Below are 14,291 nucleotides of genomic sequence, written 5' to 3'. Positions count from 1 at the left end.
CTCCGAAGTGCATGATGCGCGATGACGGCGATCCCGCCGGCGGCCTTCCGCTCCGGCGGGCGCCGGCTCATCGTATGGAGAAACCGGCATATCCCCCGGCGGCGGCTTCGCTGCACTTCTGCCGGTATGGCCCGACGCCTCCGGTGTAGGAGAGCACGCGCCGGGGTTTGCCGGGCACGTTCGAGCCGAGATACCAGGAATTGGTGCGCGAGATCAGATTGGCGGCCGCTACCTCGTCATGGTGGGCGACCCATGCGTTCTCCGCCGCGGCGGTGGGCTCGATCTCCGTGCGGCCGGTGTCGCGCAGATGGCGGATGCATTGCGTGATCCACTCGGTCTGCTGTTGCAGACAGGTGGTCATGTTGCACAGCGCGGCCGATGGCGCCAGCGGCACGCCGGTGGTGAACATGTTGGGATAGCCGTGCACTTGCAGGCCCATCGTCGTGCGGATGTCGCGGCCCCAGTCTTCCTTCAGCGACCGCCCGCCGCGGCCGCGGATGTCGATCCGCGTCAGCGCGCCCGTGCCGGCGTCGAAGCCGGTGGCGAGTATGATGACGTCCAGGGCGTAGAGGCTCCCGTCGGCCAGTTCGACGCCCTCCGGCACGATCCGGCGGATCGGGTTGTCCTTCACCGGCACGGCTTCGACGTTGGGGCGATGATAGACTTCGAGATAGTTCGTCTCGAGGGGCACGCGATGCGTACCGAAGCCGTATTCCTTCGGAATGAGAATATCGCGCAGCCTGTCGTCCTTCAGCCGGGCGCGCATCTTCTCGCGCACGAATTCCGACACGGCCTCGCTCACCTCCTCGTCGAAAAACATCTCGGCGAAGCCGGCGAGCCAGAGCTTGAGCGATCCGTTGTCGTGGATGTTCTCCAGCGCCTGCCGGCGCTGCGCGGGATCGAGCTCCGCCCACCTGTGCTCGAAATCGTATTCGAACCCCGTGAAGGTATGGGGCAGGGTCGCCTTCAATTCCTCGAACCGGCCCTTGTAGGCGGCCACGTCTTCGGGGCCGTATTTCGGGTTTTTCATCGGCAGCACATATTGCGGCGTGCGCACGAAAACCTTGAGTTCGCCGACCTTGTCGGCAATCGTCTGGATCACCTGGATGCCGGTCGCGCCGATGCCGACCACCCCGACGCGCTTGCCGGCGAAGTCGACCGGTTCCTTCGGCCAGCGGGCGGTATGGAAGATGCGCCCGCCGAACGTCTCCTGCCCCTCGAACACGTTCGACAGCGGGGCGGAAAGCATGCCGCAGCAGGTGATCAGGAACCGGGTGTCGATGATCTCGCCGCTATCCGTGCGAACCCGCCAGCGGCGCGCGCTCTCATCGTAGACCGCCTCGACGATCGCGGTGGAGAACCGGATGCTGCGGCGCAGATCCAGCCGGTCCGCGATGTAATGCAGCCAGCGTTCGATTTCCGGCTGGGCGGGAAACCTCTCGCTCCAGCTCCATCCCTTGTAGAGGTCTTCCGAGAACAGGTATTGATAGATGTAGGCCTCGGAATCGAAACGCGCGCCGGGATAGCGGTTCCAGTACCACGTGCCGCCGACGTCGGTGGCGGCGTCGCAGGCGCACACGTCAAGGCCCAGCTCGCGGAGCTGGTGGAGCTGATAGAGCCCGGCCACGCCGGCGCCGATGATGAGCGCGTCGAGACTGCGGGTCGCGCCCGTTTCCGTCGGCCGGGCGGCGGTGTCGCTGCTGTTACCCATTGTTTCCTCCTGTGTTCGTTTATCGGGACGCGCTTTCGCCGGCGGTCCCTCTTGCCGGCAGGCAGCCGGTGCGGAAACAGTCAGCAAGGGACGTGCCAGACGCCGCCGGCCGCCCCGCAGAATGGTTATCCGATTGATCATGAACGAAATTCAGGTCCGTTCCGTCACCGCCGCCCGCAAGGCCGGGCGAGCCGGCGGGACTGAAATGTCCGAACGGAGAAACAATTACGTCCCGTCGCTCCCGCGGGAACGCGGCCGGAGGCCGGCGCGGAAACGGCACCTTGGTCGTATTGCCATGGTGTTTCGCGATAAGGTTTGTTATCGTTAAAAATTCCGTTTTCTGGGAGGAGACGGTATGGCCTCGATAAACCCGTATATCGGGTACAAGAAGGACAACCGCTGCACGACGGAACTATGGGAACGGTACAACGCCGGCGTGCTGGACATCGAAGGGCTGCGGGACCCGTACCAGAGACTGCTGGTGCGCGAGTGGCAGCGGTGTTCCGCGCTCGGGGTGGATGTCGCCCTGAACCGCGGATTGCGCCTGAGCGACGCCGAGTATGAGCGCCGCCGCAAGGCGGGCGCGTTGCTGATGAGAAAGTCGCAACCTATCCTGCGCGGCGTCGGGGAATATCTGCGGGATGTTCCGGGCATTCTCATCCTGACCGAATGCACAGGCACGATCCTGCATATCGAAGGCGACGCCGACGTGCAGGAAATGGCCGCCTCGCGCTCCGGCATCATCGAGGGCTCCGTGTGGCAGGAGCAGGTTGCCGGCTCCAACGGCATCGGTTCCGCGCTTGCCCTGCGGCAGCCCGTGCATGTCTTCTCGTCGGAACATTTCTGCGAGGGTTGGCACCTGTGGACCTGCGCGGCGTCGCCCATTCTCGAACCGGGCGGGGAGGAACTGCTCGGCGTCGTCGACTTCACCACCGTCGCCGTCGATTATCGCGACCAGGCGCTGGCGCTTGCGGCGTCGCTGGCGACGACGATCCAGGCGCAGATCGCCCTTCACCGCGAACTGGAGAGAAGCGCGCTGTCGGCGTTTCTCAACGAGTGTCTGAAGAAATATCCGCATGACAGGCTCATTGCGCTCGATGCGCGGGGAAAGCCGCTTGCCGGCGGCGACGCGGACGAGCCGTCGCCCGCCAAACCGGCATCCGGCAGCGGACGCCCGGCGCCGGAGCTGGTCGCCGCCGAAATCGAGGCCGTGGGGCCGGACGGCGTGCCGGTCGGCACGATCGTCGTCCTGCGCGGGGACGGGCGCGGGCGCGCGTCGAACCGGCCGGGGCAGGCGGATGGCGACGAAAGCGGGCGCTTCGGCAAATTCGTCAGCGCCGACCCCACGACGGTCAAGCTGCTTCAGGGGCTGCCGCGTTTCGCCGGCCTGGACGTGAATCTGCTGGTGACGGGCGAAACCGGCACCGGCAAGGAACTGCTGGCACGTCATATTCATGACATCAGTCCGCGCCGCGCGGAGCCCTACATCGCGGTCAATTGCGGCGCCATCAGCCGCAGTCTTCTGGAGAGCACGTTTTTCGGCTATGTCGGCGGCGCGTTCTCGGGCGCGGATCCCAAGGGCCGGCGCGGTTACTTCGAGGCCGCGGGGGCGGGCACGCTGTTCCTCGACGAGGTCGGCGAACTGCCCTTCGACATTCAGGCGGCGTTGCTGCGGGTTCTCGAGGACGGCACCTTTCACCGTGTCGGCTCGCATGAGACCCGGCGCGCGCATTGCCGGATCATCGCGGCCACGAACCGCGATCTTCTCAGGGAAGTGGCTGACGGGAAATTCCGCAGGGACCTCTACTATCGGCTCAACGTGGTGCGGCTCGAGGTTCCGCCGCTGCGCGAGCGCCGGGAGGACATTGCCCTGCTGGGGCGGCTGTTTCTCGACAATGCGGCGGTGCGCCACGGTTTCGGCCCCATGACGCTCGCGCCGGAAACCCTGCGGCTGCTCGAAAGCTACGGCTGGCCGGGGAATGTGCGCGAGTTGCGCAACACCATCGAATTCGCTGCGTTGAGCAGCGAGGACGTCGTCGGCCCGGAGCACCTTCCCGACGACATACGGGCGGCGCCGGACGACGGGCTGTCCGCCTGGCAGGATGACGGCGAAGCGGGAGAGCGGGAGCGCATCATCGCCGCGCTCAAGTTCCATCGCAAGGCGAACAAGGCCGCCGCGGCGCTCGGGATCGCCCGTTCGACCCTGTATCGCAAGATCGAGGCGTTCGGCATAGATCATACGATCTACTTCTGACCCGAGCCCGGCGCTTTATCCGGCGCAAATCGGCGGTTTTCTCATCATGCGCCGGATCGGGGAGCGGGATCGTCGCCGGCTGCCGCGAGAACGGCCGCCACCTCGCCGGCCACGGCCAAAGCGTGCTCGCTGACTTGCGGAAGGCCCATCAGCTCGCCGAAGGTGCCGCGCGCCAGCGGGCCGGCGATGAAAAGATCGTCCTGCGGCGCGCCGGCGGCGTCGAGCGCGCGGGACCGGCGGTCGCAGGCGATCCCGAGCCCGGAGTCGCAGAGCCGCAGATGGCCGTCGTCGCGCTGGCGGCGGAGAAAGGGCTGCGAATCGAGAATGCCGCCGTGGGCCGGCCCGGTGGTGACGACAACCGCGTCGACGACCTTCTCCACGGTTCCGGCCCGGCCCTTCCGCCTGAGCGTGACATGGATGCCGTCGGCGTCGGCGCAAGCGTCGCGCAGGCTGGCGGCGAGGATGGTCAGCCGCCCCTCGGCGATGGCGCGGTCGAGCACCTGTTCCACTTGCGGCGCGATGCGAAAACGATGCACGTCCCAATAGGGGCGCAGATGGCGGATCAGCCGCCGCCTTTCGGCCACCGGCAGCGCGCGCCAGATGTCCTGTCCCTGCTTGCGCACGGCGTCGAAAACCGCATGCCAGCCGATGCCCTGCGCGGCCGCCTCGCGCAGCGTGGCGCGGATGCGCCGCAGCAGTTGCGACGCGCGCTCCTCCGGGGCGGGTGAAACGAAATCGCCGTATGGGTCCTGAACGACGCGCGCATGTCCCTGCGAGCGCAGGCCGCGCCGCGAGATGGCGAGGATCGGCCCTTTGTGTCCGCGCCGGTCGAGCGTCGCGATCACGTCGGCAGCGGTCAGCCCGTTGCCGACGATCAGCACGCGGTCGTCGCGGCGGATGGTGTCGAGTTTTTCCGTGCGCGCGCCCTCCGGGATCAGGCCGCCGTGTCCGGCCAGTCCCGCCAGCACGCGAGGCAGGGCGGGCGCGGGATGGCTGACGGCGATCACCACGATATCGGCATGAAGGAGCGCGCCGCTTTCGGTTTCCACCTGCCAGCCGCGTCCGCGCCGGACGATGGCGGTGACAAGCGCCCGCCGGTGCTCGACGGCGCCCGATGCGAGATGCGGCGCGAGTTCATGGGCGACGTAATCGCCGAAAACCGAACGTTGCGGAAAGAGCTGCCCGGCGGCGTTGCCGGCGTCCGGGTCGGTTGCGGGCGTGACCCTTTCCTCCGCGTAACGCAGGAAACTTTCGGGATCGTCCGGGTAAAGGCTCATGTTGCCGGCCGGTACGTTGATCCTGTGCGTCGGCTCCCGCGTGTCGTAGGCAAGCCCGGCTCCCGGCTTCGCGCGCGGCTCGAAGACGACGATCCGGCGCCCGCCTGGGTGGGCTGCGGCGGCGAGATGAAGCGCGACGGCCGCGCCCGTGAACCCGCCGCCGACGATGGCGATCGTTCGTGCGCCGGTCGCGTCGATGCCGTCAGGCTCGATGCCGTGCGCTTTGGAGCCGGTCGCGTTGGGCATGGACGATACTCCGGTTATGCGGAAGAATGGCCGGACGACATGTCGTCGCCCGGCGGCGGTAATCTCGCCGGAAGGCCAGTACCACTGAAATTCTTTCGCAGGAACCCCGGAGTGCCGCGTCTACAGCGTCGGCCGGGCATAAAGGCCGCTGAACCGGCCGTCGGCCGCCAGCGTGAAGGCCCATTCCTGCTTGCCGTTTTCGAACGTCACCTCATAGACGTCCCAACCCTGCGGGTTCACGCCCCGGAAGGCGATGGCGCGCAACGCGCCCAGCCGGGCGAGCTCGTCGCGGATGGCTTCCGTCTGCGCGCGCGCGACATCCGCCAGCGGCGACGTCATGTGCCCGTAGTCCGGTTCTCCCCGCTGATAGTCCGCGATGGCGCGCCGAAGCAGGTTCTCGCTGTCCGGGAACGGGGACCGGTTTCTGACGCGCTCGGCAAGCGTTTCCTCGGCACGTTGCGTGACGGCTTCGTCGACACGCGGGGCCGCTTGTTCGAAGCCGTTCTGATGGAGGACGAGGCCTGTTACCGCGCCTTTCGCGTCCCGCGTGAAGGTGAGCTGCGCCGGCACGACCCTGAGGAAAAGCTTGTCCTCGGCTTCCGTGAACGCCTCTACCTCCGGCTGCCCCGTCACCTGCACGAACAGGCGTTCGCCCCTGTGCGCCACGACGAGGCCCGAGCCGTCGGGCAACTCGTAGTGGCCCGCGTAATCCGAAAGGAGCGCGGGATTGATCCGCGCCTCGACGCGCGGCCTCATCTGCTCGTAGCGCCGCCACGCGGCGGCGTCCTGTGCTGCATCGGTCATGTCCGTCTCCTTCGCAAGTTGCAAGAGTTCATCCGTGGAAAGGAGAGCGCCGGCGGCGATCTTGGCGCGCATGGTCTCGACGTGTCGCAAGCCGCGTTCGGTGCGCTCGCGCAGATCGAGCAGCATCTGGTGCTGCATCGCCAGCAGGCCGCCGAGATCGGCGTCCCGGCCGGACAGCAGCGCCGCGATCCGCGACAGACTGAGCCCGAGCCGCTTGAGCGCGACGATCTCGCCCAGCCGCGCGATATCCGCCGGGCCGTAAAGCCGCCAGTTCTTCTGCGTGCGCCGCGGCGCAAGCAGGCCGAGACGCTCGTAGAGACGCAGGGCGCGCACCGTCAGCCCCATGCGGCCGGCGCATTCGGCGGCGGTCAGCCAGACATCTTCACCGTGTTCGCTCATCGACGTTCTCCTCACGCAAACCCTTGTAAGGTATGACGCATGGTCCGGCTCAAGAGGCAGTTTGCAGGAATGATCCGCCGGAGGGCACGGCATCTCGACGCAACCTCACGGTTGCAGCGAGGAACAATAGACCGTCCGGTGAAGCGATGAAGTGTCGTTCTCACAGGTATCGTGGATGACACGGCAGAGTTTTGCAGCTATCCTGTTGCCAAGCTCAAGGTATATTGCTGTCAGGATCGGGTGGGCCAATTGACCGGACAACACCGCGACGCCGCCGGACCGATGCACTGGAGTGATTTTCGCGAACGCCGTCCGGGACTGGCCGCGCGCGTGCTGCTCCATTGGCCTCACGATCTGGACGTGGAACGGGTCCAGGTATCCTCGACGACGCTCGGCGCCTTCGCGTCGCTGCCCGATCTCCCGCAGGCCCTTTCCTCGCTGGAGGTGCTGACCCTGCACGTTCTCCCGTCCGGGGAGGGTGATCGGCACATCCTCGGCTATCTGCTCCACGATCGCAAGTCGCGTACTTTCGTGCCGCTATCCGGCGAAAACGACATCTTGCGCGTGCTGTCGATCCTCGTCCCTGACCCTGACGCGCGTTACGGCGCGGCTTCCCGCTTCCGGCTCTGGTGGCGTCTCGGCGAACCGGCCTTCGAGGGGCTCGAACTGGTCGAAAAGGCCGCGGGAGTGCCCGAGGAGGCGCTCGCCGGCTATCCTCATGCCGACGCGTTGCGCACGTTCACGCTCGACAGTGCCACCGCCGACTGGACGCCGGGGCAAGAGCGAACGATCTTCGCACGTGGGATCGAGAGCGGCCGCGCCGGGCTTTACGCCTTGACCATCGGCTTCGGCAACTTCAGGACGGTGTTCGGCATCGTCTTCAGGACGGTGTTCGGCATCGTCAGGCGGGATTTCCAGTTTTCCTTGCCTTCGGACGCCCGGATCAGGCCCCAGTTTCTCGGGTCGGAAGACGTGCCGTGGGCCGATGCGGTTCCCTCCGGCGCGATGCTGACGGACGTCGGGCGGCGGCGCAAGGTGTTGACCCGGTTCAGCCGGTCCGAACAAAGCGATCCGGGCTACGTTCCGCCCGAGCTTGTCGGCGACGTGAACGAGATCGACGCCGAGGCGCGGCGGGATTACGAGGTGCGTTGCCGTGATCTCGCATGGCGGCCGCTGTTGCCCGCGCCCGATGACGACGCCGCGTTGGCGCGGAAGGCGGAGCAATTCGTCGACTACGTCAATTTCGGGTTGCGCGACCTGCATCTGCCCGAAAGCCTGCTGCTTCCCGCCGGCGGCGACCGCGCCGGCCGTGATTGCGCCTATACCGCACGCATCAAGCCCTTGCCGTTCTACGATTGTTACGATCTGATAGAAGTCACCGAACATGTCGGCGGGCGCTCGCGCAAGACCTTCCTGCTCTGGGCTGCGGAAGACGCCGTTCCGTCGCCGGTGGTGGATGACCGGTCGAGTCTGCTCGCCCCGCTGCCTTGCCATGTCGCTCTGGATAGTACATCCGATCCGATTCATAAGACTAATTTCCGGCTGCTCGCATGCAACCGGTTCGGAATCGGCCGGTCGCTGGTGCGGCCTTATCTGGAGTTCTTCTGTCATTATATGCACTTGGATGATAGGGGCTCCTTCACCATCGTGGAGTCCGTCGATGCATTGAACTGGCGCGGCTTTTCCCGGCGACAGATCGACGCTGCCCGTCCGGTCATACGTCCGATGCGGGTCTGGGATGGCGCCAATCTGCCCGATGAGGAATTTGACGATCTCCCGCGCGATCTTGCGCTGATCGTCGAGGCCAACGTGATCAATGGTGGGGGGCTTTACCGCTCGGTTTTCGCCATCGTTCCTGACGGCCGGGTCAAGATGATCGTCGACAGCGCCTTGCTGCCCGATCTCAGCACGCAGTCCTACAAATGGCAGCGCAAGACGCAGTTCCTGCTCTCGTGGTTCGAGGAATTCGACAGATGAGCGGCTATCTCACCCCCGAGGAGTTCATCTCCCATTTTCTCGCCGGCAATACCGAGGCCATCGAAGGGCGCGAGGTCCGCGGCAACGTGGCGCTCTACGGCCGCGTCGTGCCGATCGCCGTGCGTGCTCTCGATGTGACTTTCTGGGGCGACGTCGACATGTCCGAGTGCCGCTTCGAGCGCTCGCTGGACCTGAGCGGTTGCCATTTCGCGAAGAGCGTGAGCTTTCGCAACACCCATGTCGGCGGCACGCTCGATCTGTCCGAGGTGCTGGTGCGGACGCAGGCGAGTGCGACCGGCACGCTGCTCGACGACAGCTATTCGATCGATCTGACCGGTATCCGGGTGGAAAACGACCTGCTGCTCACGGGGCTGACGGTGCAGTACGGCACCGCTCCCGCGAAGGCGCGCAGGAACGGCGATCTGGTGGCCACGGGGATGCGCATTCGCGGCCAGACCGACCTGACCGGCATCAAGACGGATGGTTCGGTCGATCTTGCCGGGAGTCATTTCGAGGGCAATGTGGTCGTGGCCGCGCTGGATATGCCCGACACGCGCGATCATAGCTGCATCGTCGGGGGCCACCTGATGGCCACGAACTGCGTGTTTCAGGGAAACCTCGCCCTGTCCGGCGTCACGATCCAGCGTGATCTGCAACTGTGGTCGAGCCGCTTTCAGGGAAACCTCGTCCTGTCCGGCGTCACGATCCAGGGTGATCTGCAACTGTGGTCGAGCCGCATCGACGGCGTTTTCTTCTGCCAGCCTGCCATTTCGTTCGACGAGCAGAAGAGAAAGAAAGTCCGCCATTTTTCCTTCATCGGTGGCGATCTTCACCTGGGCACGGCGCAGATTGCGTATCTCGATTTCGAATCCTGCGCCGTCAAGGGCAGATTCATGGCCTTCGCCGCGCGTTTCGGCCAGGTGAACCTGCATTTCGGCGCCACTGTCCGCCCCTGTGTTTTCGGGCAGTTCATCTTTGAAGGCTGCCATGTAGAAGGCGATCTGCGGCTGATGGCGCTGTCAGTTACAGGCCGTGACAAGACCGGGCGCTGGCGCGGCGCCTCAGTCAAGGGCACGGCAGTCGGCGGTGCGTTGTTGCTCTGGGCGCCGAGTGCATTGATGGACCTCGACGAGGACCAGCGCATCGATTCTGGCCGCGGGCCGGAAAGCCTGAAGCCGCTGATTCATGGCGATCTGAAAATCATCGGTTGCACCGTCACGGACGAGCTCGATCTCACCAACGTGCATGTAACCGGCCGCATCCTGCTCGACGACAGCAGCGTCGGCCGCGATCTGAGGCTTCGCTCGGTGGCGACAGCCGCGCACGAACTGGAACGTTTCGATACGCAACTGACGCGCCCGGAGCATCAGAACCTGCTCGCGACGCGCGCGAAGGCGCTGTCGATGACCAATCTCGTCTGTCAGAACGATGTCGATCTCACCGGGCTGGTGCTGCAAGACGATCCTGATGACCCGGATGATCCGAACAAGCCTGATCTGCTGACCGACCCGCGTCCCAAGCCGGGGTTTCTGGACGCGCGCGGCTGTGAGGTGCGCAAGGCGCTGCGCCTGTTCGAGCCCTTGCCCGAGCGCTTGTGCAAGCCGCTGGCGGCTGGCAATGCCGATGCCGGCAATTTCACCCGCGTGCCGGGGGCAATCGATTTGTCTTCGTCCCGGCTCGGCGCGCTCATCCTGTCGTTCCATTCCTTCAAGCCGGAAGAAAAGTCCGACAAGCCGAAAGAGCGGAAAGAAAAGTCCAAACCGGATGGCGATGAGTCGAACGACAGGGCGTGCGAAATAGGTCTGGTCCTGGCCGCGGCCCGGATCGATGAGTTCAGACTGCAGGTCAAGTGCAAGATCAAGCGCCGGGACGGCCTGTTCACCGTTCCGCGCCTGAAGTTCCCCAAGCCGATCGACATGCGCGACATCGAGGTGGCGCAGTGGGACATCCACGATTCCAGTTGCGACAGGCAGGGCCTGTCGCGCCGCGACGCCTTCGCGAGTCTCGTCGATGCGGAGGATGGTTATCGCCGTTCCACCTTCCTCTCGGTCGAACGGGCGCTGCGCAATCGCGGCCACGATGCGGACGCCGATTACATCTATCGCCTGATGAAGCGCCGTGGCGCGCAGATCGACATCAAGGACCGCGAGAGGCGCGCCTCCCGGAACCTGCGCCGCACAATCCTGCTACCCTTCGCCAACGGCGGCACGCGGGTGTTCGACGGGCTGTTCCGCTTCTTTCTGGGCTACGGCACACGGCCCGGCCGTCTTGCGTGGGCGATCGTCATCCTGTGGCTGGTCGCGTTGCCGATCTTCGAGGAAAAGGCCAATCTGCAACCGTCGCTCGCCCTGCTCGGCACCGAGAGCGGCCGTTTCGAGCCGGACCGCGTGGCGCGGGAGGGCGAGGCGCCGCAGGACTGGTCCACGACGGCGGCCGTCGGCATGTCGCTGCAATTCCACCTGCCCGTCGTCGCGCTGGCGCCGCGCGACGACTGGAACCTGCGTCAGGAGGGCGCGACCTGTTACAACCCCCGCAACATTCCGCTGCTGGGCTGGCTCCTCGACCGGATCGCGAAGCCGCGCGCCGCGCCGTCCGCCGCCGAAAGCTGCGCCGGATGGCGCTTGCCGCTGCCGCCGCAAATCTTCGGCGTGCTGATCAGCATCCTGAACTGGATCGCCTGGCCGCTGCTTCTGGCTTTCGCCATCCGCCGGCTGCTGGTGGTGGACCGGGCCTAGAGCGCGTTACGATCGAATGGAATCCGGTGACGGTCGCCGGTTTCAGATCGGCAGCACGAGCTGGCGCGGCGTCGGGTCCGGCTCTCCCTTGCCGGTTCTCTCGCCGGCCAGCGACGACAGCGTGACGCCGAGCAGGCGGATGCCCTTGGGTGTGGGAAACAGCGGCGCGAGCAGGGCGTCGACGGCCGCTTCGACCGCCCCTTGCGAGTCGTAGGCGGCCGGCAGCGTGTGGCTGCGGGTGATCTGCTGAAAGTCGGCGTATTTGACCTTGAGCGTCACGGTGCGGCCACGGATGCCGTTCGCCTCGCAATGGCGCCACACTTTCCCGATCAGCGGTTGCAGCGCTTCGCGTGCTTCGCCTGGCGCGAACAGGTCGGTATCGAAGGTATCCTCGCTGCCGATCGATTTGCGGATGCGGTCCGGCTGCACCGGGCGGCGGTCGATGCCGCGCGCGATCCAGTAGTAGAAGCCGCCCGCCTTGCCGAAGTGCTCGCGCAGGAAGGGAAGCGTTCGGGCGCGCAGGTCGAGGCCGGTTTCGATGCCGAGCCGGTTCATTTTCGCCGCCGTCGCCGGGCCGATGCCGTGGAAGCGGCCGACCGGCAGCGTCTCGACGAAGGCCGGCCCCATGCGCGGGGTGATGACGAAAAGTCCGTCCGGCTTGTTCCGGTCCGAGGCGAGCTTGGCCAGAAACTTGTTGTAGGAGACGCCGGCGGAGGCGGTGAGGCCGGTGCGCGCGCGGATCTCCTCCCGGATACGCTGCGCCACCTCGGTGGCGCTGGCGATGCCTTGCAGGTTTTCGGTGACGTCGAGATAGGCTTCGTCCAGCGACAGGGGCTCGATCAGCGGCGTGTATTCGGCGAAGATCGCGCGGATCTCGCGCGAGATGGCGCGGTAGGCGTCGAAACGGGGCGGAACGAAAATCAGTTCGGGGCACTTTCGTCTGGCGGTGACGGAGGGCATGGCGGAGCGCACGCCGAACCTGCGCGCCTCGTAACTGGCGGCCGCCACGACGCCGCGCTCGCGCGAACCGCCGACCGCGACGGGCTTGCCGCGCAGGTCCGGGTTGTCGCGCTGCTCGACGGAGGCGAAGAACGCGTCCATGTCGATATGGACGATGCGCCGCGGGACATCCGGCGCGTCGCTGTCGCCGCAGGTCATCGCCGCAGCCGATCATGGTCATGGCCGATCATGGCAGCCTCCCGATGGATATCGCGGAGGATCATAGCATGAACGGCCCGTCGTTGCCGATTCGTGTCGCATGAAGGCGGCCTGCGCCTCACGCGCCGGCGATCAGCCCGAGCGCGATGGTCCACATGACGAGGGCGATGGCGGCCTCAAGCACGCGCCACGCCGATGGCCTGGCGAAAAGCGGCCGCAGCCGCTTCGCGCCGTAGCCGAGCGAGAAGAAGAAAAGGAACGATGCCGACATGGCCCCCGCCGCGAAGGAGGCTTCGAAGCCCGGAAACTGCGTCGAGATCGAGCCCAGCAACACGACCGTATCGAGATAGACATGCGGGTTGAGCCAGGTGAAGGCGAGGCAGGCCAGCAGCGTCGCCGGCAGGCCGCGTTTTTCCGCCCCCGCGCCGACCGCCAGCGCCTCGCCGGAGCGCAGGGCGGAGAGCAGGCTTTTCCCGCCATACCAGATCAGGAAGGCGGCCCCGAAAAGGCGCATGGCCGGATCGAGCCACGGCGCCAGCGCCATCATCTTGCCGAAGCCGGTCACGCCGAGCAGGATCAGGATCGCGTCGGACACCGCGCAGGCCAGACAGACCGCGAACACATGTTCATGCCGCAGCCCCTGCCGCAGCACGAAGGCGTTCTGCGCGCCGATGGCGACGATCAGGCTCAGGCCCATCGTCATGCCGGTGAGGAAAACCGAAAGATTCATGGGGCTTGAGATATCCGCGCTCCCGTGTTCAGGATAGTTAAATCGCCTTATCCTGATTTAGCCTGGCTGATTCATGATCGACTATCCCGCCGCGCGCGCCGTCGCCATGGTCGTGCAGACCGGCAGCTTCGAGAAGGCCGCCCGAGCCCTGAATGTGACGCCCTCGGCGGTCTCCCAGCGCGTCAGGCAGCTTGAGGAGCGTCTCGGCGCGGTGCTGATCGAGAGAGGCGCGCCATGCACCGCGACCGAAAAGGGAGCGTGGCTGTGCCGGCACCTGGAGCATGTCGGCCTGCTCGAAAGCGAGCTGATGGCGCATCTGCCGGGGATCGCCGATCCGGCGCAGCCCCCGCAAAGGGTGACGCTCAACATCGCGACCAATGCCGACAGTCTGGGAACGTGGTTTCTCGCGGCCCTTCCGGCATTCGCGCGGGAGGCTGATTGCCTCTTCGCCATCGCGGTCGACGATCAGGACCATACGGCGGAATGGTTGCAACGCGGCCGCGTGCTGGCTGCCGTCACGTCCCTCGCCAAGCCGGTGCAGGGGTGCCGCGTCGTCTCCCTCGGCGCGCTCCGCTACCATGCGACGGCGAGCCCCGATTACGTGCGGCGTCACTTCCCCGCGGGAGTGACGGCCGAAGCGCTCGCGGGCGCGCCGGCGCTCACCTTCAACCAGAAGGATCGCCTTCAGCATGCCTGGGCACGGCGGACGTGCGGTCTGGACGTCGCTTTTCCGACCCACTGGCTGCCGTCGACGCAGGGTTTCGTCGAGGCGTGCCTTGCCGGGATGGGATGGGGGCTCAACCCGGCGATGCTGGTCAGGGAGCATCTGGCCTCCGGCCGGCTGGTCGAACCCGTTGCCGGCGCGCCGCTGGACGTGCCGCTGTTCTGGCAGGTGAACCGGCTTGCCGCGGACCGGCTCGCCGGCCTGACGCGGAACGTCATCGCGACCGCGAAGCGCGCGCTTGTGCCATGCCCTTGATGCATGTGGCGCGCCGGAGCG

9 protein-coding genes are annotated in these 14,291 nt (G+C 66.3%); 4 read left to right on the top strand and 5 right to left on the bottom strand.

Annotation, left to right across the window (positions count from 1 at the left end; genetic code table 11):
* Nucleotides 1–67: 67 nt before the first annotated feature.
* Nucleotides 68–1,711, bottom strand: a complete 1,644-nt coding sequence (locus tag ACOYJQ_RS12145; protein ID WP_433458749.1) for a flavin-containing monooxygenase — start codon at nucleotides 1,709–1,711, stop codon at nucleotides 68–70.
* Between the two features lie 355 nt (nucleotides 1,712–2,066).
* Between ACOYJQ_RS12145 and ACOYJQ_RS12140 the strand changes: the two genes are divergently transcribed.
* Nucleotides 2,067–3,965 carry a sigma-54-dependent Fis family transcriptional regulator gene (locus tag ACOYJQ_RS12140; RefSeq protein ID WP_433458748.1) on the top strand — a complete coding sequence of 633 codons (1,899 nt, stop codon included), beginning with the start codon at nucleotides 2,067–2,069 and terminating at the stop codon, nucleotides 3,963–3,965.
* A 44-nt stretch (nucleotides 3,966–4,009) separates the two neighbouring features.
* Here the strand turns inward: ACOYJQ_RS12140 and ACOYJQ_RS12135 are convergent, their stop codons facing one another.
* Complete coding sequence (locus tag ACOYJQ_RS12135) at nucleotides 4,010–5,488, bottom strand: FAD/NAD(P)-binding protein (protein ID WP_433458747.1); 1,479 nt, start codon at nucleotides 5,486–5,488, stop codon at nucleotides 4,010–4,012.
* A gap of 120 nt (nucleotides 5,489–5,608) precedes the next feature.
* Complete coding sequence (locus tag ACOYJQ_RS12130; protein WP_433458746.1) at nucleotides 5,609–6,691, bottom strand: MerR family transcriptional regulator; 1,083 nt, start codon at nucleotides 6,689–6,691, stop codon at nucleotides 5,609–5,611.
* A 249-nt stretch (nucleotides 6,692–6,940) separates the two neighbouring features.
* Between ACOYJQ_RS12130 and ACOYJQ_RS12125 the strand changes: the two genes are divergently transcribed.
* Nucleotides 6,941–8,668 carry a hypothetical protein gene (locus ACOYJQ_RS12125; RefSeq protein ID WP_433458745.1) on the top strand — a complete coding sequence of 576 codons (1,728 nt, stop codon included), beginning with the start codon at nucleotides 6,941–6,943 and terminating at the stop codon, nucleotides 8,666–8,668.
* Nucleotides 8,665–11,403: a pentapeptide repeat-containing protein gene (locus ACOYJQ_RS12120; RefSeq protein ID WP_433458743.1), complete on the top strand. Its 2,739-nt coding sequence runs from the start codon at nucleotides 8,665–8,667 to the stop codon at nucleotides 11,401–11,403. The genes ACOYJQ_RS12125 and ACOYJQ_RS12120 overlap by 4 nt, the downstream gene beginning before the upstream one ends.
* A gap of 42 nt (nucleotides 11,404–11,445) precedes the next feature.
* On the opposite strand, the gene dinB is transcribed toward ACOYJQ_RS12120, so the two are convergent.
* Both dinB and ACOYJQ_RS12110 read right to left on the bottom strand, forming a co-directional pair.
* A complete protein-coding gene (gene dinB, locus ACOYJQ_RS12115) occupies nucleotides 11,446–12,561 on the bottom strand; it encodes a DNA polymerase IV (RefSeq protein WP_433458741.1) in 1,116 nt (371 codons plus the stop codon).
* 118 nt (nucleotides 12,562–12,679) lie between these two features.
* Entirely contained in the window at nucleotides 12,680–13,291 is a 612-nt protein-coding gene (locus ACOYJQ_RS12110; RefSeq protein WP_433458739.1) for a LysE/ArgO family amino acid transporter, read from the bottom strand.
* 73 nt (nucleotides 13,292–13,364) lie between these two features.
* Between ACOYJQ_RS12110 and ACOYJQ_RS12105 the strand changes: the two genes are divergently transcribed.
* The gene (locus ACOYJQ_RS12105; protein ID WP_433458738.1) at nucleotides 13,365–14,270 is read left to right on the top strand and encodes a LysR family transcriptional regulator ArgP; all 906 of its coding nucleotides are present in this window, start codon (nucleotides 13,365–13,367) and stop codon (nucleotides 14,268–14,270) included.
* The last annotated feature ends 21 nt before the right edge of the window (nucleotides 14,271–14,291 follow it).

The sequence above is a fragment of the Pseudochelatococcus sp. genome (genome assembly GCF_050946405.1).
Classification (GTDB): domain Bacteria; phylum Pseudomonadota; class Alphaproteobacteria; order Rhizobiales; family Beijerinckiaceae; genus Pseudochelatococcus.
This window is presented reverse-complemented; position numbering and strand designations above follow the sequence as displayed.

Bases quoted from the DNA above. Each gene is read 5' to 3' on its own strand.
- ACOYJQ_RS12105 (WP_433458738.1), top strand. From the start codon at position 13,365: ATGATCGACTATCCCGCCGCGCGCGCCGTCGCCATGGTCGTGCAGACC.
- ACOYJQ_RS12140 (WP_433458748.1), top strand. From the start codon at position 2,067: ATGGCCTCGATAAACCCGTATATCGGGTACAAGAAGGACAACCGCTGC.
- ACOYJQ_RS12110 (WP_433458739.1), bottom strand. From the start codon at position 13,291: ATGAATCTTTCGGTTTTCCTCACCGGCATGACGATGGGCCTGAGCCTG.
- ACOYJQ_RS12135 (WP_433458747.1), bottom strand. From the start codon at position 5,488: ATGCCCAACGCGACCGGCTCCAAAGCGCACGGCATCGAGCCTGACGGC.
- ACOYJQ_RS12145 (WP_433458749.1), bottom strand. From the start codon at position 1,711: ATGGGTAACAGCAGCGACACCGCCGCCCGGCCGACGGAAACGGGCGCG.
- ACOYJQ_RS12130 (WP_433458746.1), bottom strand. From the start codon at position 6,691: ATGAGCGAACACGGTGAAGATGTCTGGCTGACCGCCGCCGAATGCGCC.
- ACOYJQ_RS12120 (WP_433458743.1), top strand. From the start codon at position 8,665: ATGAGCGGCTATCTCACCCCCGAGGAGTTCATCTCCCATTTTCTCGCC.
- dinB (WP_433458741.1), bottom strand. From the start codon at position 12,561: ATGACCTGCGGCGACAGCGACGCGCCGGATGTCCCGCGGCGCATCGTC.